This is a genomic window from Neisseria subflava, from assembly GCF_024205745.1.
In the GTDB taxonomy this organism is placed as follows: domain Bacteria; phylum Pseudomonadota; class Gammaproteobacteria; order Burkholderiales; family Neisseriaceae; genus Neisseria; species Neisseria flavescens_B.
In genome coordinates this window covers 303,095-327,264 of the sequence record NZ_CP073117.1, presented here as the reverse complement: position 1 = coordinate 327,264, position 24,170 = coordinate 303,095, and the positions used below count along the sequence as shown (strand labels likewise).

Below are 24,170 nucleotides of genomic sequence, written 5' to 3'. Positions count from 1 at the left end.
GGCCTTTATAGCAAAGCTGTTTGTCTGCAGATATTGCAATGAGATATAAGCCATCATCAGACAGCTTTGCTATAACACCAAAATACCTGTTTCCGCATCGGTTTATCATGTGGCAAACAGGCCGTCTGAAACAGAGATATGATTATGACGCACACACAAATCCATCGTTCCAAATGGCAACGTGCCGCACTCGTATTGCTGCTTGGCAGTATGGTTCAGACGGCCTTTGCCGCAGTCATCAACGTATCCGCACAAGACAATCTCAATGATGCTTTAGCGCGCGCCCAAGCCGGCGATACGCTCAAGCTTGCCTCCGGTACATACAAGACCAAACTCTATATCGACAAACCGATTACCATTGAAGGTCCGGCCGACCGCTCCGCCAAGATTGTCGGCGACAGGAGCGGGCGTACCATTGCCGTTCATGCGCCTGACGTGACTCTGCGCAATCTGACAGTTTCCAATTCAGGTTTGAGCCTGCCGGCCATGGATGCAGGGATTTACCTCGAGGAAACGGCTCCGCGTGCATTGGTTGAACACAATAATGTTTTGGACAACTCTGTCGGCGTGTACATCCATGGCGCGGCAGAATCGATGGTGCGCGAAAATAAGATTGTCGGGGAAGCCACATTGCGCGTGAATGAGCGCGGTAATGGCGTAACGGTTTGGAATGCGCCGGGCGCGCAAGTCGTCGACAACGATATTTCCAAAGGCCGTGACGGTATTTTCTCCAATACCAGTACAAACAATACCTATAAAGGCAATCGTTTCAGTGATTTGCGTTTTGCAGTGCATTATATGTACACCAACGACAGCGAGATCAGCAACAACATCTCCGTCGGCAACAATATGGGCTATGTGTTGATGTTCTCAGAGCGTCTTAAAGTGTATGGCAATATCGCCGTGGGCAGCCGTGACCAAGGCATCATGCTCAACTACGTCAACTATTCCGATATTAACGACAACATTATCAATAAAGCCGGTAAATGCGTATTCGCCTATAACGCCAACTTCAATAAAATTTTTGACAACCACTTTGAAAACTGTCAAATCGGCATCCACTTTACCGCAGCTATTGAAGGCACAAGCCTGTTCAATAATTCGTTTATCAACAACGAAAGCCAAGTTAAATACGTCAGCACCCGTTTCCTTGATTGGGGAGAGGGCGGCCGAGGCAATTATTGGAGCGACAACAGCACATTCGACCTTGATGGCGATGGTTTTGGCGACAACGCCTATCGACCAAACGGCATCATCGACCAAATCATTTGGCGCGCCCCCGTATCCCGTCTGCTGATGAACAGTCCTGCTGTCAGCATTGTCAAATGGGCGCAATCGCAGTTCCCCGCTATTTTGCCGGGCGGCGTCATCGACAGTAAGCCATTGATGAAACCGATCAGCAACAAAACAAGCACCAAATACGAAGCCATGAAGGATGAGCTGTTGCACGAAGCCAATACGCGCCAATCCGATTGGAGCGATGCCGAAAACGGATCTTTGAATTAAACATGTTTTCAGACGGCCTTTTGAATGAGGCCGTCTGAAACGGCACAAAGGAATTATTCATGACCAACCACGTCGAATTAAGAAACGTGACCAAACAATTCGGCAGTCAAAAAGCCGTCAACCAAGTCGATTTAGTCCTCAAAGCAGGCGAAAGCGTCGGCATGGCAGGGCATAACGGTGCGGGCAAATCCACCATCATGAAGCTGATACTCGGCCTGATTACGCCGACCGAAGGCGAAGTCATGTTGCTGGGCGAGCGTACCGGCAGCAAGGCAGGCGCACTGCTTCGCAGTCAAATCGGCTACCTGCCTGAAACCGTCGCGCTTCATCCTTCATTGACCGGCATTGAAACCATGGATTTCTATGCCAAGCTGAAAAAACAGCCCTTGAGTAAAAACCGTGAGTTGTTGGAACGCGTCGGTATTTCTCAAGCGGCACGCCGCCGTGTCGGCACTTACTCCAAAGGTATGCGTCAGCGTCTCGCTTTGGCACAAGCCTTGTTGGGCGAGCCTAAAGTCTTATTGTTTGACGAACCGACCACTGGCCTTGACCCGGCTTCACGCCAAATGTTTTACGAAGTCGTGCGCGAACTGAATGGCCGCGGTGCAACCGTATTGCTTAGCACGCACGCGCTTGCCGAACTTGATGGCCACGCCGACCGCATTATCGTCATGAAAAACGGCGTGAAAGTTGCCGATGGCAGCATGGATGAGCTGCACGTCCAAAGTGGTTTGCCGTTGACCGTCAATGTCCGTTTGAAAGAAGCGCGCCTGTTGAGCGAGCGTTGGCAGCCGCTTTCAGACGGCCTGTCGTATAAAGCGCAATGTAAAGCCGAAGAGCGTATGGGACTTTTGAGCGAATTGGGTGATTTGGGCAACCTTGCCTATATCGATATCCATACCCCGACACTTGACGATATGTACGCACAATTCTTAAAAAGGGAAGACGTATGAACCCCGTTTGGATTATTACCGGCAAAGAAGTCCGCGACAGCCTGCGCAACCGTTGGGTACTTGCCGCCGCGCTTCTGCTTGCCGCGCTTGCCCTGTCATTGGGTTTCCTGGGCAGCTCGCCCACCGGCACAGTCAAAGTCGATCCGTTGACTGTTACCGTTGTCAGCCTCTCCAGCCTGTCGATTTTCCTGATTCCGCTGATTGCGATGTTGCTCTCTTATGATGCGCTGATTGGCGAAATCGAACGCGGCACGATGGCGCTGTTGTTGAGCTATCCGATTTCGCGCAACCAAATCCTTGCCGGTAAATTTATCGGCCATCTTATCATCCTTGCCCTTGCCACCACGGCAGGCTACGGATTGGCGGGTATTACCCTCCAGCTTGCAAACGGCAGCTTTGATCTTGCCTCATGGAAACCTTTCGCCCTCCTGATTGTTGCCAGCGTGATTCTTGGTGCAGCCTTTTTGTCTATGGGTTATTTGATCAGCGCAAAAGTCAAAGAACGCGGTACTGCCGCCGGTATCGCCATCGGCGTATGGCTGTTTTTTGTGGTGATTTTCGATATGGCGCTTTTGGGCATTTTGGTTGCCGATACCGAACAAGTCATTACCGCGCCTGTTGTAGAGACCATTCTATTGTTCAATCCTTCCGACATTTACCGTCTGCTCAACCTGACCGGTTATGAAAACACCGCCATGTACGCAGGTATGGCCGGTTTGAGCGATCAAATCAGCCTGACTATGCCGGTTTTGCTGACGGCGCAGGTATTATGGGTTATCATTCCTTTGGTCTTAGCCGCCTGGATTTTCGGAAAGAGACAAATATGAGAAAAATATTATTTACAGCATTCACCATCCTTGCTTTATCTGCTTGTAGTAAAGAGGAAAATACTCCTCCGCCTGCGCCCCAACAAATCAGCGACAGCGCAGTCGGTCATTACTGCAGCATGAATTTGACCGAACACAACGGCCCTAAAGCGCAAATCTTTTTGAACGGCAAACCTGACAAACCGGTTTGGTTTTCTACCATCAAGCAGATGTTCGGCTACACCAAGCTGCCCGAAGAGCCTAAAGGCATTCATGCCATCTATGTTACCGATATGGGCAAAGTCAAAGATTGGGAAAAACCCAATGCCGACGCCGAATGGATAGATGCGAAAAAAGCCTATTACGTTATCGAAAGCAGCTTTATCGGCGGCATGGGTGCGGAAGACGCGCTTCCGTTTGCCGACAAGGCTCAGGCTGAAAAATTCGCCAAAGAAAAAGGCGGCAGAGTAGTCGGTTTTGCAGAAATGCCCGACGAATATATTTTCAAATAAAATAATCAATAAAAGGCCGTCTGAAACAGTTTCAGACGGCCTTTGTGTTGGAAGCTGCCGATTGATGATTTAATGAATGCGGCTTTCAATGTAAAGATAAAAAATCCAAGGAATACTTTATGTCCACCCTTTAACGCGCCGCCGTTTCTTTGCCATCGCCGCCACACTTGCCGCCGGCGTCGGCATTCCTTTTGCCATCAGCCGCAAAACCAATCAGCTGACTCATCCGGCCAGTCCGAATCAAGAAGAGCAGCCAGTTATTTGGAGAGGCATTGCATTGGGTTCGGGCGCGGAATTGCGTTTGTTCGGCGTTGAGCGCAAGCAGGCGGAAATATTGGTCAACAAAGTATTGGCGGAAGTTTCACGATTGGAAAAAATCTTCAGCCTGTATCGGGACGACAGCCTGATTAGCTGTTTAAACCGAGAAGGCCGTCTGAAAAATCCTCCATCCGATTTTTTGCAGCTGCTCAGCATCAGTCGAGATATTCATCAGCTGACACAGGGTGCATTTGATCCCAGTATTCAGCCTTTGTGGAATCTGTATGCCGACCATTTCAGACGAAACCCCAAAACCGAAACACCGCCATCCGAACGCAGTATCAAAGACACGCTCAAATTAGTGGATTTCAACAAAGTTGATTTTGATACCAAAGAAATCCGTTTTGCCCAAAAAGGTATGGGCTTGTCGCTCAACGGCATTGCGCAGGGATATATCACTGATAAAGTAGTTGAATTGTTAAAGCAGCAAGGCGTTACCCAGGCATTGATTGATATGGGGGAGATTTACGGCTTTGATAATGCCAACCGGCGCGAGTGGAATGTCAGCATTCGCAATCCCGACCAAGAAGACCAAATCCTGACTACTATTGCCATGAAAAACCAAGCCTTTGCCACATCGGGCGGCTACGGCACGGTAATGGACGAAGCTGGCAAATTTACCCATCTTTTTGATCCGCGTACAGGCGGAAGCCAACCGCGTTATAAAAGCATGAGTGTCATGGCGGAGAGTGCGGCGGTTGCTGATGCCTTTTCTACCGCATTCTCCATTATGGATGAGGCGTCCATCCGTACTGCGGCTCAAGTTAAAAAGGCACAGGTTTGGCTGGTGATGCCGAATAATGAATTGAAGAAGATTGGAGGTTGAGGAGAAGGGCGCCTTGCTTGCGGTTTTGACTATGAGTATAGGGCAGGGAAGTCTTGATTACTGAAAAAATGGAAGATAAAAAAGAAGGGCTGCCCAAGGGGCAACCCTGAAACTCTTGCAGCTGGGAGTAATTAGCAAGAGATTACGACACTTAAAACAAAAATTCACTCATTTCAAAGCACGAAGCTTTAATATCTAAGCAATACGGTATTTCGACCGCTCAAACCCCTTCGATACGGAGAAACACAACATACATGGGAAAATCCGACAAAGTGGTTTGAAGCAATTCAGATGAACGGTCTGTAATGCAGATAACCGGATGTCTTTAGATGAGCGGTATAATATCAGGATAAGCGGAACATTACTAGTGAATATTATAAAAAAGTAGAATAATTCATTTAGTGATTGATTATATTGAATAAAAACATGATTTTTTATTGAACTTTTTTACAACATATTGATTTGGTTTAAAAAGGGAATTGTGTAAGTATTTGGCGTTAATCAAAAAACTTGTTTTGAGCTTTGGGAAGAGATAATCAATAGAAAAAGGCCGTCTGAATGTTCAGATGGCCTTTTTTCAAAAAGTTACTTATTTGGTTGCAGAAGCAGTAGAAGCAGCTTCGGCTTGAGCACCTGCAGCTGCGTTTTTACCCCATGCAGCAGGATATTTGTAACCGGCAAAGCGTTTTTGTGCGTAGGCTTTGAACTCGTCAGAGTTGTAGGCTTCGGCTACATCTTTCAGCCATTGGCTGTCTTTGTCGGCAGTGCGGACGGCAGACCAGTTAACGTAGGCAAAGCTTGGCTCTTGGAACAGGGCTTCAGTCAGTTTCATGCCGCTGCTCATGGCGTAGTTGCCGTTAACGATGGCAAAGTCAACGTCGGCACGGCTGCGTGGCAGTTGGGCGGCTTCAAGCTCCACGATTTGGATGTTTTTTGGATTTTCGGCAATATCGTTTTTAGAAGCAGTCAGCGGATTAACGTCGGCTTTCAGTTTAATCCAGCCCAATTCGTTCAACATAACCAATGCACGGGCAAAGTTAGATGGGTCGTTAGGTGCAGAAACGCTGGCACCGTCTTTCACTTCGTCCAAAGATTTCAGTTTGCCAGGGTACAGGCCCAAAGGTGCAGTCGGTACTTGGAAGGCTTCAACGATGTCCAGTTTGTGTTCTTTTTTGAAGTCGTCCAGATAAGGTTTGTGTTGGAAGATGTTGATGTCCAATTCGCCTTCAGCCAAAGCAAGGTTGGGGCGCACATAGTCGGTGAATTCGATCAGTTTGACTTTATAGCCTTTTTTCTCCAAAGCCGGTTGGATTTGGTCTTTTACCATATCTCCGAAGTCGCCGACGGTTGTACCGAAGACGATTTCTTTTTTCTCTGCGCCGTTGTCGGCAGAAGAAGCGGCAGAAGCAGCAGGCGCGCTGTCTTTTTGACCGCCGCAGGCAGCCAGTACGATGGCGAGCGCAGCGGCTGAAAGGGTTTTGAAGAATGTGTTGATTTGCATATTTTACTCCTGATGGATGATAAAACGGTTTCAGACGGCCTCAAGCTACCGTCGTCAAAAAAGAGGGATTGTAAATCTATTTTGGAACTATGAGGATGTTTTTTGTAAATTTATTTGGAATATATATCCTAATATGTTCTAAATAGATAACAGGCCGTCTGAAAAATAGTAAATCCCTTTCAGACGGCCTGGTTTGTTTAACGTTTGTCCAGTTTGCGTGCCAATCTGTTGCCGATACCTTGAATCAGGATAACGAGTAAAACTAGGATGGCAACGATGAAGATGATGACTTCCATTTGATAGCGGTAGTAGCCGTAACGGATGGCAAGGTCGCCCAAGCCGCCACCGCCAATCATGCCTGCCGCCGCGCTGTACGACAGAAGGCCGATAGCCAGTACGGTAATGCTGGAAACCATACCTGCGCGCGCTTCATTCAAAAGCACTTTGCAGATGATGCTCATGGGCGAGGCACCCATTGCGGAGGCTGCTTCAATCACGCCTCTGGGTACTTCACGCAGATTTTGCTCGACCAAACGGGCGAAGTAGAACAAGCCGGATACGCTCAATACCAATGAGGCGGCAACCGGGCCGATGGTCGTGCCGATGATGGCGCGTGTAACAGGAATCATGGCAATCATCAGGATGACGAAAGGGAATGCGCGCATCAGGTTGACTAGGTTGTCCAAAAACAAATTCAGCTGTTTGTTGTAGTGCAACTGATGACTTGATGTCACAAACAGCAATACGCCCAAAATCGTACCGAAGATGACGGCGAAAGTAGTCGATAGGCCGACCATAATAAAGGTTTCGCCCAAGGCTTGGATAATTTCGCCTTTCATGCTGACGATGGTCTCAACAGCACTTTCAAATGTTAAATCTGCCATATTAGTCCTCTCGAATCAGCTCTTTCCCGATTTCGGATTGGGCATGGATTTGGTTGCCGTGTACTTCAACGATTTCCAGCAGACGGCCTTTGTCCAAGAGGGCGGCACGGTCGCACAGGCGGCGGATAACGCTCATTTCGTGGGTAACGATGACGATGGTTACGTTAAAGCGTTTGTTAATGTCTTCCAAACACTTCAAAACGCTGCGCGTAGTGGCAGGGTCGAGGGCGGAAGTGGGTTCGTCGGCGAGGATGACTTGCGGTTGCGGCGCCAGCGCACGGGCAATGCCGACACGTTGTTTTTGACCGCCGGAAAGTTGGGACGGGTAATGGTTGGCGCGGTCTTGCAAATCGACGATTTCCAAACATTCTTCAACACGCGCTTGGATTTTTTTAGACGGCCATTTGGCAATTTCTAAAGGAAAGGCGACGTTTTCGGCAACGGTACGGTTGCTCAACAGGTTGAACTGTTGGAATACCATGCCGATGTTTTGTCGGGCGTGGCGCAGTTGCGTGGCGTTGAGCGCGGTCAGTTCTTGGCCGCACACGCTGACGGTACCTGTATCCGGACGTTCCAATAAGTTAATCAGGCGCAGCAGAGTAGATTTGCCTGCGCCGGAGTAGCCCATCAGGCCAAAGATTTCCCCCTGTTTGATTTCGAGGCTGGTCGGCTCGACGGCGACAAAGTCTTTTTTGTCGCGTGTTTGATAGTGTTTGGAGACGTGATCCAGAATAATCATGGTTTATCCGTGTTTTCTTTAATTCGTGTGGCCATCAGGGTGTGCAGACGGCGGTTGTCGGCGCGTGCGACGGTAAATTGCAGGCTGCCGATGATGACTTTTTCGCCGCGCACGGGCAGGTGTCCCAACTCTTGAATGACCAGGCCGCCGATGGTGTCGGCTTCTTCGCTGCTGTATTCCGTGCCGAAGAAGGTGTTGATGTCTTCGATTTCGGTAGCCGCGTGGATGCGCCAGCGTTCGGAAGAAACGGCGTGGATATTGTCGGCGCTGTCGTCTTCGTCAAACTCGTCTTCGATTTCGCCGACGATTTGCTCGATGATATCTTCAAAGGTAACCAGGCCGGATGTGCCGCCGTATTCGTCGATGACAATCGCCATGTGGTTGCGCTGTTCGCGGAACTCTTTTAAAAGGGCGGTCAAAGATTTGCCTTCGGGAACGAAAACGGCAGGGCGCAAGACGGATTTCAGGTGGAACTGCTCGGGGTTGAACATATATTTGAGCAGGTCTTTGGCGTGCAAAATACCCAAAACTTCGTCTTTGTCTTCGCCGATGACGGGGAAACGCGAATGGGCAGTTTCGATGACGTAGGCCGTGATGCGCTCGATGCTGTCGTTCTCTTTCAATACGTTCATGCGGCTGCGCGTAATCATGGCGTCGCGCACTTCCAGTTCGGCAAAGTCCAATACTTTTTCCAGCCGGGTCAGTGTGTCGGCGTCAAAAACTTCCTGCTCGTGCGCTTGGCGCAGCAGGGTCAATACGTCTTCGGCGGAGTCGGGCTCACCGGCAAGTCGGGAGATTAGGCGTTCGAAAAACTTGGGTTTCGACTGCGTACCGTCCATTTTAATATTCGTCCTCTTGGTAGGGGTTGGGGAAGCCTGCCGCCAGCATCAGGCGGATTTCTTCGGCTTCCATTATTTCGGCTTCATCGTCTTCGATGTGGTCGTAGCCCATCAGGTGTAAAGTACCGTGTATGGTCAGGTGGGCAAAATGCTGCTCGGGTGTTTTGCCTTGTTCGGCGGCTTCTTTCAAAACCACTTGCGGGCAAATCACCAAATCGCCATACAGGCCGTCTGAAAACTGGTCGGGCAGAATTTCGCCTTCATTGAGCGCGAAACTCAATACATTGGTGGCGTAATCTTTGCCGCGGTAGTCGCGGTTGTAAGCGCGGGCTTCTTCTTCGTCCAGAAGAATCAGGCTGATGTCTGCGCGGCAGTATTCGTTTTTCAAGGCAGACCACGCCCAGCGGTAGAAGTCGCGTTCGCTTGGAAGGTTGGCGGCGGAAGAGGCGTTTTCAAAGTTCAGATGAAAACGTTGCCGCTGTAAGGATAAAAAAGGATATTGTTTGGCGCGTTTCATGTTGTTCGGAAAATTTGGTTTTTAGGTGTAAATATAACATATTCACTCCCATGCCGTCTGAAAAACCGCCCAAAATATGATAGACTTCATGCCGTTTTCCATCTTTCAGGCAACCATTATGAACCCGAAAAAACTCGTTATCGCCAGTCGCGAAAGCCTGCTTGCCATGTGGCAGGCAAAACATATCCAAGGCCGTCTGAAAGCCCTGTATCCCGATTGCGAAGTCGAGATTTTGGGCATGACCACGCGCGGCGACCAGATTTTGGATAGAACCTTGTCAAAAGTTGGCGGTAAAGGCTTGTTTGTCAAAGAGTTGGAACAGGCTTTGTATGACGGCCGGGCTGACTTGGCTGTGCATTCGATTAAAGATGTACCGATGGATTTGCCTGAAGGTTTCGCGCTTGCAGCCATCGGCGAACGCGCCAATCCGTTTGACGCGTTTGTGTCCAACCAATACGCGCGTTTGGAAGAAATGCCCAAAGGCACCATCGTCGGCACATCCAGCCTGCGCCGCGAAGCCCAGTTGCGTGCGCGCTATCCGCATTTGGTTATCAAACCTTTGCGCGGCAATGTGCAAACCCGTTTGTCCAAACTCGATAACGGCGAATACGACGCGATTATCTTGGCTGCCGCCGGTTTACAGCGTCTGGAATTGGACGAACGCATCCGCATGATTTTGTCGGAATCCGACAGCCTGCCTGCCGCCGGACAAGGTGCATTGGGTATTGAAATTGCAGGGCATCGCGAAGATTTGTATGAAGTCTTGAAGCCATTGAACCACGATACCACCCACGCCTGCGTTACGGCCGAACGCGCGTTGGCGCGCGCTTTGGGCGGAAGCTGCCAAGTGCCGCTGGCCGCATATTGCACTGAAGAAAACGGCTTGCTGACCTTGCGCGGCTTGGTCGGTCATCCTGACGGTTCGGTCATTTTGCAGGCGGACGCGCAAGCCCCCGCCGAATACGCCGATGCCTTGGGTCGTGCAGTCGCCAAAAAACTGGCAGATGATGGTGCGGAAGAATTGATTGCCGCCGTATTACAAGAACAGGCTTAAAACAGCATAGATAATTTAAAAGGCCGTCTGAAACTTTCAGACGGCCTTTATTTTGTTGACGCTTAAGGATTCATAATCCGCGCAACCAAAGCTTTTTCTTTGCCCTGCATGTTGGGGATTTTGACCTGAATACCGTTGCCTGGGGCAACATCGACAGGCTGGCCTTTGCGGGTCATTTGTTCCAATTTGATGGTTTGGTTGCCGCTTGGGTGGATGATTTCGAGTGAATCGCCGATGGCAAAGCGGTTTTTGACTTCGATGGTCGCCCAGCCGTTTTCATCGATTTCGGTAACGTGGCCGACATATTGGCTTTGTTTGGCGATGGAGTGGCCGGTCAGGTAGTTTTGATAATCCTGAGTTTGGTGGCGCTCGAGGAAGCCGCTGGTGTAGCCGCGGTTGGCAAGGCCTTCGAGTTCGCTCAACAGGCTGTAATCAAACGGACGGCCTGCAACGGCATCATCAATCGCTTTGCGGTAGGACTGGGCCACGCGTGCAACATAATAAAGCGACTTGGTGCGGCCTTCGACTTTAAGGCTGTCCACGCCGATTTTGGCTAGTTTATCAACCACTTCGATGCCACGAAGGTCTTTGGAGTTCATGATGTAGGTGCCGTGTTCGTCTTCCATAATCGGCATCATTTCGCCCGGGCGGTTGGACTCTTCAATCAGGAAAACTTTATCGGCGTAGGGATGGCGTTTTTGACCGTTGATGCCTTCAAAGTTTTGGTTGGCTTCTTCTTGGGCTTTTTCAAAGTTGAAACCTTGCAGAAGTTGGGCGTCGCCCGCATCGCTTTCAACGGCGTTGTGAACCTTGTAGTCCCAACGGCAGGAGTTGGTGCAGGTGCCTTGGTTGGGGTCGCGGTGGTTGAAATAGCCGGAGAGCAGGCAACGGCCGGAGTAGGCGATGCACAATGCGCCGTGAATGAAGACTTCGAGTTCGATGTCGGGGCATTCTTGGCGGATTTCGGCGATTTCTTCCATGCTCAATTCGCGTGACAGAATAATGCGTTCGACGCCGATGTTTTGCCAGAATTTTACGCCCCAGTAGTTGGTGGTATTTGCCTGTACGGACAGGTGAATCGGCATTTCCGGCCATTTTTCGCGCACGGTCATGATCAAACCTGGATCTGCCATAATCAGCGCGTCGGGTTTCATGGCAATCAAGGGCTCCATATCGGAAACAAAGGTTTTGAGTTTGGAGTTATGCGGTAGCGTATTGACGGTCAGGAAGAATTTTTTGTTGCGCTCGTGTGCTTCTTTGATGCCTTGCTCGAGAACGTCGAGTTTGGCAAATTCGTTGTTGCGGGCGCGCAGGGAGTAACGCGGGCTGCCGGCGTAAACGGCGTCTGCGCCGTAATCGTAGGCAGCACGCATACGTTCGAGGCCGCCTGCTGGCAATAAGAGTTCGGGTGCTTTCATGTTTTATGCTTTTTAAAATGTTTTCAGACGGCCTTCAAGGGAAGAGGGAAGGCCGTCTGAAAGATGTTTGAAGAATGGGCGGATTATCCGCTGTTTTTGTGTTTCGGTCAATTTTGTCTCGGGTTTGCGCTTTGTTTTTTATACGGAAAATGTCTTATATGAAGAAAGGTTAAAAGGGGCTGAAATTCATTGGAAATGTAAAAAAACAGGGTTGGGCGGAATAATTTAACAAAAAACCGTTCAAGCAATGTATTTTCTTGTAAAATATTAAGCTTCATTTTAAAAAATATTCGGATTAGTTACCGATTTTGACCGACGGAATGGTTATGGATTTTCGTTTTGACATTATTTATGAATACCGCTGGATGTTTTTATACGGCGTGTTGACAACGCTGGGACTGACGGTGGTTGCAACGGCAGGTGGCTCGATTTTGGGTTTGCTGCTGGCATTGGCGCGTTTGATCAATCCGGAAAAAGCCGGTGTGCCGATGCGTGCCTTGGCTTGGGTGTTGCGTAAGATTTCTTTTTGGTATGTTACGCTGTTTCGCGGTACGCCATTGTTTGTACAAATTGTGATTTGGGCTTATGTTTGGTTCCCATTTTTCGTTCATCCGGCCGACGGTGTATTGATTAGCGGCGAAGCAGCCATTGATTTGCGCCGTTCTTATGGTGCGTTGATTGCCGGTTCTTTGGCGTTGATTGCGAACTCGGGTGCGTATATTTGTGAGATTTTTCGTGCCGGTATTCAGTCGATTGATAAAGGCCAAATGGAAGCTGCGCGTTCTTTGGGACTGACCTATACTCAGGCGATGCGTTATGTGATTTTGCCGCAAGCTTTGCGCCGTATGTTGCCGCCATTGGCCAGTGAGTTTATTACGTTGTTGAAAGACAGCTCATTGCTTTCCGTTATCGGCGTGGCAGAGTTGGCTTATGTACAAAGCACGATTACCGGCCGCTATTCTGTTTATGAAGAGCCGCTTTATACAATCGCGCTGATTTATTTGGTGCTGACAAGCTTTTTGGGTTGGGTATTCCTGCGATTGGAAAGCCGTTACAATCCGCAACACCGCTAATCGGTTTGAATCAAAAAAGGAAGACTTTTTCAAGTCTTCCTTTTTTATTTGCCGTCAATGTTTCAGACGGCCTTGAATCAGAATGCTTCGCCGACTTTGACACCGCCTGCGATGTCTTTGGGCGTTGCCAGTTTGGCAGTAGCCTGTTGGGCGGCTTGGAATTCTTCGGTTGCCATGATGTCGGCAGCTTCTTGTACGGTCAATGTGTTGGCCATGTATTGCCAACGTGCTGCCAAATCGGCGTTTGCCGGTGCGTGGAAACCGTCTCGCAATTCATCGACCAAGTCAGGGCGGTTGCACACCAGTACAATATCGCAGCCTGCTTCAAAAGAAAGGCGGGCACGTTCTTTAATACCGCCGACACCGCATGCGCCTTCCATGGTCAGGTCGTCTGAAAAGATAACGCCGTTAAATCCGATTTCTTGGCGCAGGATTTGTTTCAGCCATTTTTCGGAGAAGCCGGCAGGTTGGCTGTCGGTTTGCGGGTATACGACGTGGGCAGGCATAACTGCGGCCATGCCTGCTTGGCTCAATGCGCGGAATGGGATAAGGTCGGCAGCTTCCAGTTCTTCGCGGCTGCGTTCGTCACAAGGCAGGACGTGATGGCTGTCGCCTTCGACAAAGCCGTGGCCGGGGAAGTGCTTGCCGCAAGATTTCATGCCGCCTTTGTTCAGGCCTTTTTGCAGGGCAAGGGCAAGCTGGGTCACGATGTTGGCGTCGCGGTGGAAACTGCGGTTGCCGATGACAGCACATTGACCCCAGTCCAAATCCAATACAGGCGTAAAGGATAGGTCGATACCGCAGGCGGAGAGTTCGGTTGCCAAAACCCAGCCGACTTGTTCTGCTTGGACGCAGGCGGCTTCTTTGCCTTCGTTGTCCCAAATTTCGCCCAATACGTTCATGGCAGGCAGGCGGGTGAAGCCGTCAATAAAACGTTGAACCCGTCCGCCTTCGTGGTCGACGGCGATGATGAGTTCAGGTGTACGGACGGCTTTGATTTCTTGAACCAAAGCTTTGAGTTGGGAAACGTTTTCAAAGTTGCGGCGGAACAAAATAACGCCACCGACGGCAGGGTCGAGCAGGCGTTGTTTTTCTTCTTCGGTCAGATGATAGGCGGCGACGTCGGCCATAACTGGGCCGCGTGGAAGATAAGGCGTATTCATTAGTTTGTCCTGAATAATGTATCTATTGGATAATCGTTATGTTCAGACGGCCTGAGAGTATAGGAATATCTCAGGCCGTCTGAATATTGGTTTTGAATTAGGCAGTTGTTTTTTTCTTGTCTTTCAAGATCAGAATCAACACAACCATCACGATACCGGTTACCACAAAACCTAAAGGCGCAGAGCCGGTCATGCCCAGTGCGAGATAGCCTGTGGCAGCAGACGCGGCTACGGTCAGCGCGTAAGGGAGTTGTGAGGTAACGTGGTCGATGTGGTTGCAGTGTGCGCCGGTAGAAGAGAGGATGGTGGTGTCGGAAATCGGCGAGCAGTGGTCGCCAAATACGGCACCGGCCATTACGGCAGACATGCAAGGGATAATCAGCGAAGGTTCGACTTTGACGGCCATGGCGGCGGCAATCGGTAACATGATGCCGAATGTACCCCAGCTTGTACCGGTAGCGAAGGCCATCACGCCTGCGAGCATAAACAAAATCACGGGCAGGAAGCCTGCGTGGATATTGCCTGCCACTAAAGTGGAGAGGTATTCGCCGGTGTGCATCTCGCTGACGACGGTGCTGATAATCCATGCCAAAATCAAGATGATAATGGCACCACGCATAGAGATGATGCCCTGCCAAATGGCTTTAGGGTAGTCGCTGGTTTTGATGGTGCCGATGGTGCAGAGGATGACGGCCAATACGCCGCAAGTACCGCCGAACACGAGGGAAGTGTTCACGTCGGTATTTTCAAATGCGCTGAGCAAAGAGAAGGTTTCAGAAGCTTGTGCGCCAGTGTAAATCATGGCGGAAACCGTGGCGACGATCAGTACCAAAACCGGCACAATCAGCGCGAATACACGGCCGTTGGGATGACCTGTTTCAACGGTTTCATCATGAATTTCATTCAAAGCGGCACGTTCCAAACGAGCCATAGAGCCGATGTCGAATGAGAACCAGGCAACGATAAACACCATAATCAATGCGAAGACGGCGTAGTAATTCATCAGGCTCATGGCCACGAATGCGCCCATTGGTGTGTAGTCTGTGATGTTGTAAGTCACCAAAAGGCCGGCCAAAGTAGCGATAATCGATGCGCCCCAGCTGGATACTGGCATCAAAACGCACATCGGCGCGGCAGTGGAGTCAAGGATATAAGCCAGTTTGGCGCGGGAAACTTTGAATTTGTCGGTTACAGGGCGGGCAATCGCACCGACGGCAAGACTGTGGAAATAGTCGTCAATAAAGGTAACGAATACCAAACAGGCGGTCAGCAGTTTCGCACCGCGACGGCCTTTGATGTGCTGTTTGGCCCAATCGGCAAATGCTTGGTTGCTGCCGGAATGCGTCAGCAGGGAAGTGAAAATCCCCAAAAGCACCAAAAAGAGCAGGATTTTGGGTTTGCCCAAAGACCAATCGCCATCCGCCCAAGTCAGGCTGACCGCCATGTCTTTTAAGTGAACCAAAGCATCGAGTGGATTACCGCCTACCAGCAGGAATGAGCCGACGATAATGCCGACACCTAAGGACAGTAATACACGGCGCGTGGCAATGGCCAAGGCAAGTGCAATGGCTGCCGGGACGACAGATAAAATAGAATTTGAATAATTAATAAGTTGCATAATTATATTGTATATAAGCGGTGAAATATTTTCAGACGGCCTAAATTGGAAGGCGGATAACAAAATACCCACCGCCTCTGACAGATGGGTATTTTATCATCTAACACATCATCATGCCGTCTGAAAAAATCGGACTACTGCAGATTTAGCGCGAGGAACAAAGTATTGCCGTCGCGTTGCACCAAAAGCGGTACGTTTTTGCCTGCGCTTTCCAATGCGCTACGGAAAGTGGATTCATCATTGACGCTAATTTGGCTGACGGCAATGATTTCGTCGCCGCGTTTGAGGCCGGCACGTTCGGCCGCACCGCTAACGCGCAGAACGATTAAGCGTTGTTTACCGTCTGCGTTTTCAACCTGCAGGGTAACACCTGCATTTTCAACGGTGAATCCATCATGGCCGCCTTCGTGTTGCGGATGTTCGGCTTCTTTTGCAGAAGTTTCCGTTTGCTCGGCTGCGCTGCCAAGTTTTACTTTGACATCGGTTTGTTTGCCGCCGCGCCAAATGCTCAAAGTCACTTCTTTGCCCGGCATAATCGAGCCGACCATAACAGGCAAATCGCTGGAAGCGCGGACTTCTTCGCCGTTAACTTTGCGTACGATGTCGCCAACCTGCAAACCGGCTTGTTGTGCTGCGCTGTTTGGCATGATTTTGGCAATCAGCGCGCCACTTGCTTTGTCCAAACCGAAAGATTTGGCCAAATCGTAAGAAACTTCTTGAATAACCACGCCTAATTGACCGCGTTGGACTTTGCCGTTGGCTTTTAATTGTTCGGCCACATTCATGGCAACATCAATCGGAATGGCAAATGAAATGCCCATGAAACCGCCGCTGCGGCTGTAAATTTGCGAATTGATGCCGACTACTTGGCCGCGGAGGTTGAATAACGGGCCACCAGAGTTGCCTGGGTTGATGGCAACGTCGGTTTGGATGAACGGCGTGTAGTTTTCATTCGGCAGGCTGCGGCCTTTGGCGGAGACGATGCCTGAAGTTACGCTGTTGTCAAAGCCGAAAGGCGCGCCGATGGCGGCTACCCATTCACCCGGTTTCAAATCTTTCGGGTTGCCGATTTTGACAACCGGCAAGTCTTCTTGCGGCTCAATTTTTAAGAGGGCAACGTCGGATTGGGCATCTGAGCCGACCAGTTTGGCTGTGTATTCGCGTTTGTCGTTGAGCAGGACTTTGATATTGCCCATGCCGGCAACCACGTGGGTATTGGTCAGGATATAGCCGTCTTTGCTGATGATGAAGCCGGAACCGAAATTCAAAGCGTCGCTTTCGGTATCTTCTTGCGGCATGTCGGGCATATTGGGAACGAGGCGTTTGAAGAATTCGTAAAACGGATCGTTGTCGGGGAATTGACTCAGGTCCATGCTGTGGTCGTCATCCGGTGTCGCAGTGCGTTTTGCCGGTGTCGCTTGAATATTGACGACTGCCTGTCCTTCGTTTTGCACCAGTTGGGCGAAGTCGGGCAACAACATGCCGACCTTTCCGTCATCGGTATTGGTTTCTATGCGTTGGACGAGCTCTTTGTTTTCGTCTTTGCCAAAAAAGGTGCTGACTTTGTCGCAACCTGAAAGAAGGGAAGCTGAGAGGACAGCAAGAGCCAGATATGTGTTTGTTTTAGTATTCACGAAAGTTCCTTTTGCCGGTGCCTATCGTATTGTCGGCATGCGTTTGAACCGGCAGACAGTTTTATTGTTTGAATGCTGTTTAAATGTATAAGGTAGGATTTTTACACTTTAACGGTTTTTTTTCAAGCATTTCATTTTAAATGAAAAAATGATAATTGGGATTTTATTGTTTTAAGGCCGTCTGAAAGCTTTTGAATATGACCTGTCGGTCGGTTCGCTTCTTTCAGACGGCCTTTAAATTGTGATCAGTCGTGTTGATCCAAATGGTAGATCTGCGCCACGGCATCGATTAATTCGCTGTTGTCCGAGCCGGCTTTATTGAGCGTGCGTGTCGGAGAGTGGAGCAGTTTGTTGGTCAACTGAATGGAGAGGCGTTCGAGGACATCCTCGGCGGATACACCTTTTGCCAGTTGCTTCATGGCATTTTCCAATACTTGGCGGCGCGCACGTTCGCCTTCGTCGCGCAAGGCGCGGATAAGCGGAACGCTTTGACGGTTTTTCTGCAGGCGGATAAATTCGCTGACTTTTTCTTCCACCATGCTTTCAGCCGCCGCCGCTGCCTTTTTACGTGCATCTTTACCGCTTTGGACGATGTCCATCATGTCGTCTACGGTATAGAGATATGCGTCTTCCAATTCGCCGACTTCGGCTTCGATATCGCGCGGAACGGCCAAATCCAGCAGGAAAACAGGCATGTTGTGGCGTTTTTTCAATGCGCGCTCGACCATGCCTTTGCCGACGAGGGGCAGTTGGCTGGCGGTGGAAGAAACAACTACGTCGTAATCGTGCAGAATATCGGGCAATTCATTCAGCAGGCAGGCTTCGGCGTTGACACCGAGTTTGTCGCACAATTCTTGCGCACGCTGGTATGTACGGTTGGCAACGGTAATGAGCTTGGGATTTTTGGCGGCAAAATAAGTGGCTACCAGCTCAATCATTTCGCCTGCGCCGATAAAGAGGACATTCAGATCGGAAATGGAAGGGAAAATTTGCTCTGCCATTTTGACCGATGCAGAAGCCATGGATACCGAGTTTTCGCCGACAGCAGTGTCGGTACGCACTTCTTTGGCAACGGCAAAGGTTTTTTGAAACAGGGCGTTTAAGTGGGTATTGATGCTTTCCTGTTCTTGCGCAACGCGGACGGCATCTTTGATTTGACCGAGAATTTGCGGTTCGCCCAAGACCATGGAATCTAAACCGCAGGCGACGCGGAAGGCGTGGCGGACGGTTTCATTGTTATCCAAGGTATAGAGGTAAGGGCGGATTTCTTCGACAGGCAGGTTGTGATATTGCGCCAACCAGTCGATGATTTTTTCGGTTTCACCGACGCAGTAGAGCTCGGTGCGGTTGCAGGTAGAAAGAATGACTGCTTCTTCCGCCGCCTCACTGCGCGCTAGGTTGGACACGGCATCCGGCAGATTTGCAGCTGCAAATGCCAGTTTTTCGCGTATGCTCAAGGGCGCGGTTTGGTGATTGAGTCCGACGACGGTAAGTTGCATGGTTATGGTATGACTGGGTAGTGTGTGTGGTGGGTATTATAGCTTAAGTGGGCTTTAAAATGAATGTGTTGGGGGAGAAGATGCAATGAGGTTTGCCATCGAAAAGGCCGTCTGAAAAGATTCAGACGGCCTTTTTATCAAGAAAGGCTTAAACCGCTTCTGCTTCTTCTGCCAAGAAACCGCGCAATTTTTGCATGGCTTTGGCTTCGATTTGGCGGATGCGTTCGGCAGATACGCCGTATTCGTCAGCCAATTCGTGCAGGGTCAAACCGCCATCGTCTTGCAACCAGCGGCTTTCAACAATACGGCGGCTGCGGTCGTCCAGTTGCGCCAAGGCGTTTTGCAGGCCTTCGGTTTGCAGGGCATAGTGGGCTTGTTTGGATAACTGACGGCTAGGCTCTGCATCGTGATCGGCCAACCAGTCGATAGGGGCGAAGTTGTCCTCGTCATCGTTGTTTTCTGCCATGATGCCGATGTCGTGACCGGTCATGCGTTGTTCCATTTCCAAGACTTCGGACAATTTGACGCCCAAATCGTCGGCGATTTCTTGCGCTTCTTTTGGAGACAAGGCATTCAGGTTTTTACGCATGCTGCGCAGATTGAAGAACAGTTTGCGTTGCGGTTTGGTGGTGGCGACGCGGACCAAACGCCAGTTGCGCAAAATGAATTCGTGGATTTCGGCTTTAATCCAGTGCACGGCAAACGAAAACAGGCGCGCGCCGCGGCTTGGTTCGTAGCGTTTGACGGCTTTCATCAGGCCGATATTGCCTTCTTGAATCAGGTCGGCTTGGTTGAGGCCGTAGCCGTCGTAGCCGCGTGCAATGGATACGACGACGCGAAGATGGGACAGGATAAGCTGTTTGGCGGCGTTGAGATCGCCTTTTTGTTGACGTTCGGCCAGTTGTGTTTCTTCTTCGGCGGTAAGCATGGGAATGCTGTTGACAGTATGAATGTATTGCTCGAGGCTACCGTTGCCGCTGTGGATAACGGGTAATGCAAAAGCTTTATCCATAAAGGATGCTCTCCTTGATTAGGCCGTCTGAAAACGGCTTTTTGTTTATTGTGTGACAAGCAGTATAACACTGCCTGCGGTTTGTTTTGTTATGGGTTGGATTTTTTCTGTAAATTAACGATAGATTCAATAGTTTTTACTGCTTGAATCGCAAGGGTTGATTGTCTTAGAAAATTTGAGTGATTTGCTAGGTTTTGGATAAGTATATTACAAACATTTCTGTATGTAAATAGTTTTAGTAATAAAAAAGACCTTGTATAACAAGGTCTTAAAAATTTTTTTATTCTGATTTCTTCCGGCCAATCAGGATAAGGAATGCGCCGATAACGGCCAAAATGCTGATAAGCCATGTTGAGCCGCCTGCTTTCATATAGGGCGTTTCTCCGATATAGCCTTTAACGTGGCCTTCGAGGACGGTCTCTGTATCCGGTTGGGCTTCGGCAACAATCGTACCTTTAGGGGAAATAATGGCGGTTGCGCCGGTATTGGTGGCGCGAACCATATAGCGACCCAGTTCCATTGCACGCGCTTGGGACTGTTGAAGCTGCTGATACATGGCATTGGATTTGCCATACCACGCCATATTGCTGATGTTGGCGAGTAGGGTAGAGCGTTTCGCCGTTGCGATGAGTTCGTCGCCGAAACCGTCTTCATAGCAAATATTGAAGGCGACTTTTTGATCTTTCATTACCAAAGGCGCTTGGTTGTCGCCGCCTTTTTGAAAGTCGGCCAAAGGCATATCCATCATTTTATAGAGACGCTCGGTAATGGCGGGCAAGGGCTTGTATTCGCCAAATGGAACGAGGTGGTTCTTGGCGTAGTAGGGGATGGTATCGGAAGTGCTGTTGTGATAGTCGCTCAAATTGATGACAGCATTTTCGTAGCCGTTGCCATCGGGCGTATATTGGCTGATGCCGATGGCCAATGCACTGCCGTTGCTTTGCGCTTGTTCGGCGAATTGTTCCAAGATGCCTTCGGGCAGGTCTTGGCGCATCAGTGGCAGGGCAGTTTCAGGCAGAATGACGATGTCGGCACTGGTCTTGCTGATTTGTTCGTAGTATTTCTGAATGGTCGGAATGATTTGCTCTTCCTTCCATTTCAGATTTTGCTCGATGTTGCCTTGAATCAGGGCAACCGTGCTGGTGCTGCCGTCGGGGCGGGTGTATTCGGTTTGTTGGGAAATGTAGCCGACGGAGCAGAGCGCAACGATAAGGAATAAGGGTAGCAGGCGGTGTTTCAGACGGCCGTGGTTGTCAATCAGCAACACCAGCCATGCGCTGAGGAAAGCAGTTGCCAGCGTAACCATATGAATGCCGCCCAAAGGCGCGAAGCCTGCCAATGGGCTGTCTTTGATGATTTGGGAATAGCCGATTGCGCCCCAGCCGAATCCGGTCAGGAAACGTTCGCGGGCAAATTCTGCCAGCGTCCACAAAATCGGCAGCAGGAGGCCGGTTTTGGCCCAGCGCGACAGGTTGCATTTTCTCCACACCCAAAAACAGATGGCCGGATAAAGCGCGAGAAATGCCGGCAGTAGGAAGGTGAGGGGGATGGCGTATGAATCCGGCAAACCCGAAACATCATGCAAGGCAGTGTGTATCCAATAAAACTGCGCCGTATAACCGATTAATCCGAACAGATAGGCAGTCATGACGGCAAAGCGCGGACGCAATTCAATCAGGCGTATCAGCGCGCCAAACAACAGCGGCATCAGCCAGAAATGATAATACGGGGCGAAAGTGAACGGTGTCGCGGCGGCAATCAAGATGACCAGCGGCCAGTAAAGCAGCGGATGTTGCCAATATTGTTCGAGTTTACGGAAAATATTCATGCTTTAAATGGTATTGAGGCCGTCTGAAAAGTTTTCAGACGGCAGGGAAACAAAATCAGTCTTTTTGAAACAATTTCATTGCAGGCAGGACGATTGCGCAGGCCAATGCACCGGCGGCTACTCCGACCACCAAATTGGCGATATGTTCCATCATGCCGCTGTCCCAATGCTGCGCGTGGAGGAAATCGTGCAAAAAGCCAAGGTTGTGGGCGATCAGCCCGCCGCCGACCAAGAACATCGCCAGCGTGCCGACAATACTCAAGCCGCGCATAAACCAAGGCATAAATGAAATCAAACCGCGTCCGATACCTTGCACGGCGGCACTTTTTTGGCGCATCAACATCATACCGAGGTCGTCAAGTTTGACAATAATGCCGACCAAACCATAGACCAATACCGTCATGCCGACACCGATGGCGGCCATCACCAAAGAACGTGTCATCAGGTCATATTTTTCAACAACGCCCAGCGCGATAATGATGATTTCGGCGGAGAGGATGAAATCTGTGCGGACCGCGCCTTTAACTTTTGTTTTTTCATCTATGACTTCAGGCTCGGCATCGTGTCCGTCTTCGTGTTCATTGCGGTGCAGGAATTTGTGCAACAGTTTTTCCACGCCTTCAAAACACAAATACACACCGCCGATCATCAGCAACGGCGTAATCAGTGCGGGCAGGAAAGCGGAAAGCGACAGCGCAAGCGGTACCAGAATCAGCTTGTTGACCAGAGAGCCTTTTGCCACCGCCCAAATAATCGGCAATTCGCGCTCGGCAGATACGCCGGTTACCTGATTGGCGTTGAGCGCCAAATCGTCACCGACCACGCCGGCGGTTTTTTTGGCGGCGACTTTGGTCATCATCGCTACATCGTCCAAAACGGCGGTAATGTCGTCCAAAAGCGTAAAGAGAGAGGCGAAGGCCATAATGTTGTCCGGATAAAATCAAATAAACGCGCGATTATATATGAAAATTCAGTTGCTTGAATGTTTTTCAGACGGCCGTTGACGGAAATTAACCAAAGGCCGTCTGAAAATGCTATTTCGGCGTATAACGCCCCGCCATGGCTTTATACACCATATTTTCGTATTTTAAGGCTTCATAGCGTTGGTTCAGCAGGTTTTGAGCCGAGCTGTATTCCGAATTCAAAGCCTCCAGCCAGTCTTTCAGTTCATTTTTACCATGTTGGTAGCGGACTTGATAGTAATGGCTGTTTTTCTTGTCCAACTGATAACGCTGTTCCTGATTGGCAAGGCTGGCCTGCGCGTTTTTGTAGGCAAGGTAGTTGGTGTTGACCTCGTTGAGCGCAGTGGTCAGGGCTTTTTCAAAATTCAGTTTGGCACTGTCCATCTCCGCTTGTACGGTTTTGTCTTTCCATTTCATGGTCTGCCAGTTAAGGAAAGGCAGATTGATGGTGGCCGAGCCGCCCAACATGGGGATATTGAACGTGCTTTTCGCTTTATCGGAAGACGTACTCAGACTTGCACCCAAAGTAATCGACGGATACCAACTGCGTTTTTGCGCGTTGACCGATTGTTGTGACGCTTGCAGGCGGTATTCGGCGGCGCGCAGGTCGGGGCGGTTGGCCAAAACGGTAATCGGTACGTCCAAGTTCACGCCTTTGGCCGGCAGCAGGCGGAATTGTGTCGGATCGGCGGCCATGTTTTCAGACGGCCTTAAATTCAACAAATTACGCAAAACCTGTTTTTGCGTATCCAAATTGTTTTGCAAAGACAACAGGCTGTTTTCTGCGCTCAGCAATGACTGTTTGGCTTGGGTCGGCTGGCTTGAGTCGGCACGGCCGTAGCGAAACTTGGCATTCGCAATGCGATTGATTTCCTGATATTGCTTCAGCGATTTTTTGCCAACTCGATGGCTTCGTTCAGGTAGGCGATATTGAAATACGCATCGGCGACATTATTAATCAAAGTCAGGCGTGTGTTGGCCATGTCTTCATGCGTGGCTTGGTATTCCCATACCTGCGCATCGGCAGTGGCACTGAGTTTGCGCCATAAATCCAATTCGTAGCTCAAACCAAGCTGGCTGCTGAAGGTATTGCCGTGGCTGCCGGTTTTCAGGTTTTTAGAAGCGTTCGCGCCCAACGAGCCGCTGAACGAAGGCACCAAATCCGCACCCAAAATATTGGCTTGGTACAAAGCCTTGTTGACGCTGATGGCCGCCTGTTTCAAATCGACATTGTTGGCCAGCGCCTGCTCCATCAGCGCATTGAGCTGCGGGCTTTGGTAGATTTCCCACCAGTTGCCGTTTACATCGTAGCGTTCGGCAGTTTCCGCCGTGCTCATGACTTGGCCGGTCGCTTCCAGTGTCAGGTTCGGGTTGGCTTTAGGTGCGGCGCACGCACTTAGGGCAAGGGCAACAGCCAATGATAAGGCTGCTTGGGAAAAAGGTTTCGTCTTCATAAAAAATCTTTCGGGTAACAGCATTTCAGACGGCCCTAAGATAATAGGCCGTCT

At 50.0% G+C, this 24,170-nt stretch carries 20 protein-coding genes and 1 pseudogene; 7 read left to right on the top strand and 14 right to left on the bottom strand.

Going from position 1 to position 24,170, the window contains the following annotated elements:
• Positions 1-144: 144 nt before the first annotated feature.
• The 5 genes from KCG55_RS01555 to KCG55_RS01535 all read left to right on the top strand — a co-directional run bounded on the left by KCG55_RS01555 (position 145) and on the right by KCG55_RS01535 (position 4,921).
• The gene (locus KCG55_RS01555) at positions 145-1,506 is read left to right on the top strand and encodes a nitrous oxide reductase family maturation protein NosD (RefSeq protein ID WP_432761065.1); all 1,362 of its coding nucleotides are present in this window, start codon (positions 145-147) and stop codon (positions 1,504-1,506) included.
• Positions 1,507-1,565: 59 nt separating this feature from the next.
• Positions 1,566-2,459, top strand: a complete 894-nt coding sequence (locus tag KCG55_RS01550) for an ABC transporter ATP-binding protein (RefSeq protein WP_254323190.1) — start codon at positions 1,566-1,568, stop codon at positions 2,457-2,459.
• On the top strand, positions 2,456-3,286 hold the full coding sequence (locus tag KCG55_RS01545; RefSeq protein ID WP_254323189.1) for an ABC transporter permease: 831 nt from the start codon (positions 2,456-2,458) through the stop codon (positions 3,284-3,286). Before KCG55_RS01550 ends, KCG55_RS01545 begins: the two co-directional genes overlap by 4 nt.
• Positions 3,283-3,777: a nitrous oxide reductase accessory protein NosL gene (locus KCG55_RS01540; protein WP_254323188.1), complete on the top strand. Its 495-nt coding sequence runs from the start codon at positions 3,283-3,285 to the stop codon at positions 3,775-3,777. The genes KCG55_RS01545 and KCG55_RS01540 overlap by 4 nt, the downstream gene beginning before the upstream one ends.
• Positions 3,778-3,961: 184 nt before the next feature.
• Positions 3,962-4,921 (top strand): FAD:protein FMN transferase, encoded by a 960-nt coding sequence (locus KCG55_RS01535; RefSeq protein ID WP_254323612.1) that lies wholly within the window; start codon positions 3,962-3,964, stop codon positions 4,919-4,921.
• Between the two features lie 589 nt (positions 4,922-5,510).
• Here KCG55_RS01535 and KCG55_RS01530 read toward each other — a convergent pair.
• From KCG55_RS01530 to ybeY, 5 genes are all read right to left on the bottom strand, one after another.
• Positions 5,511-6,422 carry a MetQ/NlpA family ABC transporter substrate-binding protein gene (locus tag KCG55_RS01530; protein ID WP_254323187.1) on the bottom strand — a complete coding sequence of 304 codons (912 nt, stop codon included), beginning with the start codon at positions 6,420-6,422 and terminating at the stop codon, positions 5,511-5,513.
• Between the two features lie 197 nt (positions 6,423-6,619).
• Positions 6,620-7,306 carry a methionine ABC transporter permease gene (locus tag KCG55_RS01525; RefSeq protein WP_070587440.1) on the bottom strand — a complete coding sequence of 229 codons (687 nt, stop codon included), beginning with the start codon at positions 7,304-7,306 and terminating at the stop codon, positions 6,620-6,622.
• A gap of 1 nt (position 7,307) precedes the next feature.
• Positions 7,308-8,045, bottom strand: coding sequence for a methionine ABC transporter ATP-binding protein (locus KCG55_RS01520; protein WP_254323186.1), 738 nt, complete (start codon positions 8,043-8,045; stop codon positions 7,308-7,310).
• Positions 8,042-8,884 (bottom strand): HlyC/CorC family transporter, encoded by an 843-nt coding sequence (locus KCG55_RS01515; RefSeq protein WP_070589562.1) that lies wholly within the window; start codon positions 8,882-8,884, stop codon positions 8,042-8,044. Before KCG55_RS01515 ends, KCG55_RS01520 begins: the two co-directional genes overlap by 4 nt.
• 1 nt (position 8,885) lies before the next feature.
• Positions 8,886-9,401, bottom strand: a complete 516-nt coding sequence (ybeY, locus tag KCG55_RS01510) for an rRNA maturation RNase YbeY (protein ID WP_070632480.1) — start codon at positions 9,399-9,401, stop codon at positions 8,886-8,888.
• A gap of 118 nt (positions 9,402-9,519) precedes the next feature.
• Here ybeY and hemC point away from each other — a divergent pair, with 118 nt between their 5' ends.
• Entirely contained in the window at positions 9,520-10,455 is a 936-nt protein-coding gene (gene hemC / locus KCG55_RS01505; RefSeq protein WP_254323185.1) for a hydroxymethylbilane synthase, read from the top strand.
• 62 nt (positions 10,456-10,517) lie between these two features.
• Here hemC and yegQ read toward each other — a convergent pair whose 3' ends face one another.
• On the bottom strand, positions 10,518-11,873 hold the full coding sequence (gene yegQ / locus KCG55_RS01500) for a tRNA 5-hydroxyuridine modification protein YegQ (RefSeq protein WP_254323184.1): 1,356 nt from the start codon (positions 11,871-11,873) through the stop codon (positions 10,518-10,520).
• Positions 11,874-12,199: 326 nt separating this feature from the next.
• Between yegQ and KCG55_RS01495 the strand changes: the two genes are divergently transcribed.
• Positions 12,200-12,946, top strand: coding sequence for an amino acid ABC transporter permease (locus KCG55_RS01495; RefSeq protein WP_003684370.1), 747 nt, complete (start codon positions 12,200-12,202; stop codon positions 12,944-12,946).
• Between the two features lie 77 nt (positions 12,947-13,023).
• On the opposite strand, the gene nagZ is transcribed toward KCG55_RS01495, so the two are convergent.
• The 8 genes and pseudogenes from nagZ to KCG55_RS01455 all read right to left on the bottom strand — a co-directional run bounded on the left by nagZ (position 13,024) and on the right by KCG55_RS01455 (position 24,116).
• Positions 13,024-14,109: a beta-N-acetylhexosaminidase gene (gene nagZ, locus KCG55_RS01490; RefSeq protein ID WP_254323183.1), complete on the bottom strand. Its 1,086-nt coding sequence runs from the start codon at positions 14,107-14,109 to the stop codon at positions 13,024-13,026.
• A 97-nt stretch (positions 14,110-14,206) separates the two neighbouring features.
• Positions 14,207-15,727, bottom strand: a complete 1,521-nt coding sequence (locus KCG55_RS01485; protein ID WP_254323182.1) for a Na+/H+ antiporter NhaC family protein — start codon at positions 15,725-15,727, stop codon at positions 14,207-14,209.
• 134 nt (positions 15,728-15,861) lie between these two features.
• Positions 15,862-17,361, bottom strand: a complete 1,500-nt coding sequence (locus KCG55_RS01480) for a DegQ family serine endoprotease (protein ID WP_254323181.1) — start codon at positions 17,359-17,361, stop codon at positions 15,862-15,864.
• Positions 17,362-17,606: 245 nt separating this feature from the next.
• Positions 17,607-18,860 carry a glutamyl-tRNA reductase gene (gene hemA / locus KCG55_RS01475; protein ID WP_254323180.1) on the bottom strand — a complete coding sequence of 418 codons (1,254 nt, stop codon included), beginning with the start codon at positions 18,858-18,860 and terminating at the stop codon, positions 17,607-17,609.
• A 148-nt stretch (positions 18,861-19,008) separates the two neighbouring features.
• Positions 19,009-19,872 carry an RNA polymerase sigma factor RpoH gene (gene rpoH, locus KCG55_RS01470; RefSeq protein WP_254323179.1) on the bottom strand — a complete coding sequence of 288 codons (864 nt, stop codon included), beginning with the start codon at positions 19,870-19,872 and terminating at the stop codon, positions 19,009-19,011.
• A 280-nt stretch (positions 19,873-20,152) separates the two neighbouring features.
• Positions 20,153-21,700 carry an apolipoprotein N-acyltransferase gene (gene lnt, locus KCG55_RS01465; protein WP_254323178.1) on the bottom strand — a complete coding sequence of 516 codons (1,548 nt, stop codon included), beginning with the start codon at positions 21,698-21,700 and terminating at the stop codon, positions 20,153-20,155.
• Between the two features lie 55 nt (positions 21,701-21,755).
• Entirely contained in the window at positions 21,756-22,622 is an 867-nt protein-coding gene (locus KCG55_RS01460; protein WP_254323177.1) for a DUF808 domain-containing protein, read from the bottom strand.
• Positions 22,623-22,734: 112 nt separating this feature from the next.
• Positions 22,735-24,116, bottom strand: a pseudogene (locus KCG55_RS01455) (TolC family protein).
• Positions 24,117-24,170 lie beyond the last annotated feature (54 nt).

Excerpts from the sequence above, each read along its gene's own strand:
- KCG55_RS01555 (WP_432761065.1), top strand. The coding sequence starts at position 145 with ATGACGCACACACAAATCCATCGTTCCAAATGGCAACGTGCCGCACTC.
- KCG55_RS01550 (WP_254323190.1), top strand. The coding sequence starts at position 1,566 with ATGACCAACCACGTCGAATTAAGAAACGTGACCAAACAATTCGGCAGT.
- KCG55_RS01545 (WP_254323189.1), top strand. The coding sequence starts at position 2,456 with ATGAACCCCGTTTGGATTATTACCGGCAAAGAAGTCCGCGACAGCCTG.
- KCG55_RS01540 (WP_254323188.1), top strand. The coding sequence starts at position 3,283 with ATGAGAAAAATATTATTTACAGCATTCACCATCCTTGCTTTATCTGCT.
- KCG55_RS01530 (WP_254323187.1), bottom strand. The coding sequence starts at position 6,422 with ATGCAAATCAACACATTCTTCAAAACCCTTTCAGCCGCTGCGCTCGCC.
- KCG55_RS01525 (WP_070587440.1), bottom strand. The coding sequence starts at position 7,306 with ATGGCAGATTTAACATTTGAAAGTGCTGTTGAGACCATCGTCAGCATG.
- KCG55_RS01520 (WP_254323186.1), bottom strand. The coding sequence starts at position 8,045 with ATGATTATTCTGGATCACGTCTCCAAACACTATCAAACACGCGACAAA.
- KCG55_RS01515 (WP_070589562.1), bottom strand. The coding sequence starts at position 8,884 with ATGGACGGTACGCAGTCGAAACCCAAGTTTTTCGAACGCCTAATCTCC.
- ybeY (WP_070632480.1), bottom strand. The coding sequence starts at position 9,401 with ATGAAACGCGCCAAACAATATCCTTTTTTATCCTTACAGCGGCAACGT.
- hemC (WP_254323185.1), top strand. The coding sequence starts at position 9,520 with ATGAACCCGAAAAAACTCGTTATCGCCAGTCGCGAAAGCCTGCTTGCC.
- yegQ (WP_254323184.1), bottom strand. The coding sequence starts at position 11,873 with ATGAAAGCACCCGAACTCTTATTGCCAGCAGGCGGCCTCGAACGTATG.
- KCG55_RS01495 (WP_003684370.1), top strand. The coding sequence starts at position 12,200 with ATGGATTTTCGTTTTGACATTATTTATGAATACCGCTGGATGTTTTTA.
- nagZ (WP_254323183.1), bottom strand. The coding sequence starts at position 14,109 with ATGAATACGCCTTATCTTCCACGCGGCCCAGTTATGGCCGACGTCGCC.
- KCG55_RS01485 (WP_254323182.1), bottom strand. The coding sequence starts at position 15,727 with ATGCAACTTATTAATTATTCAAATTCTATTTTATCTGTCGTCCCGGCA.
- hemA (WP_254323180.1), bottom strand. The coding sequence starts at position 18,860 with ATGCAACTTACCGTCGTCGGACTCAATCACCAAACCGCGCCCTTGAGC.
- rpoH (WP_254323179.1), bottom strand. The coding sequence starts at position 19,872 with ATGGATAAAGCTTTTGCATTACCCGTTATCCACAGCGGCAACGGTAGC.
- lnt (WP_254323178.1), bottom strand. The coding sequence starts at position 21,700 with ATGAATATTTTCCGTAAACTCGAACAATATTGGCAACATCCGCTGCTT.
- KCG55_RS01460 (WP_254323177.1), bottom strand. The coding sequence starts at position 22,622 with ATGGCCTTCGCCTCTCTCTTTACGCTTTTGGACGACATTACCGCCGTT.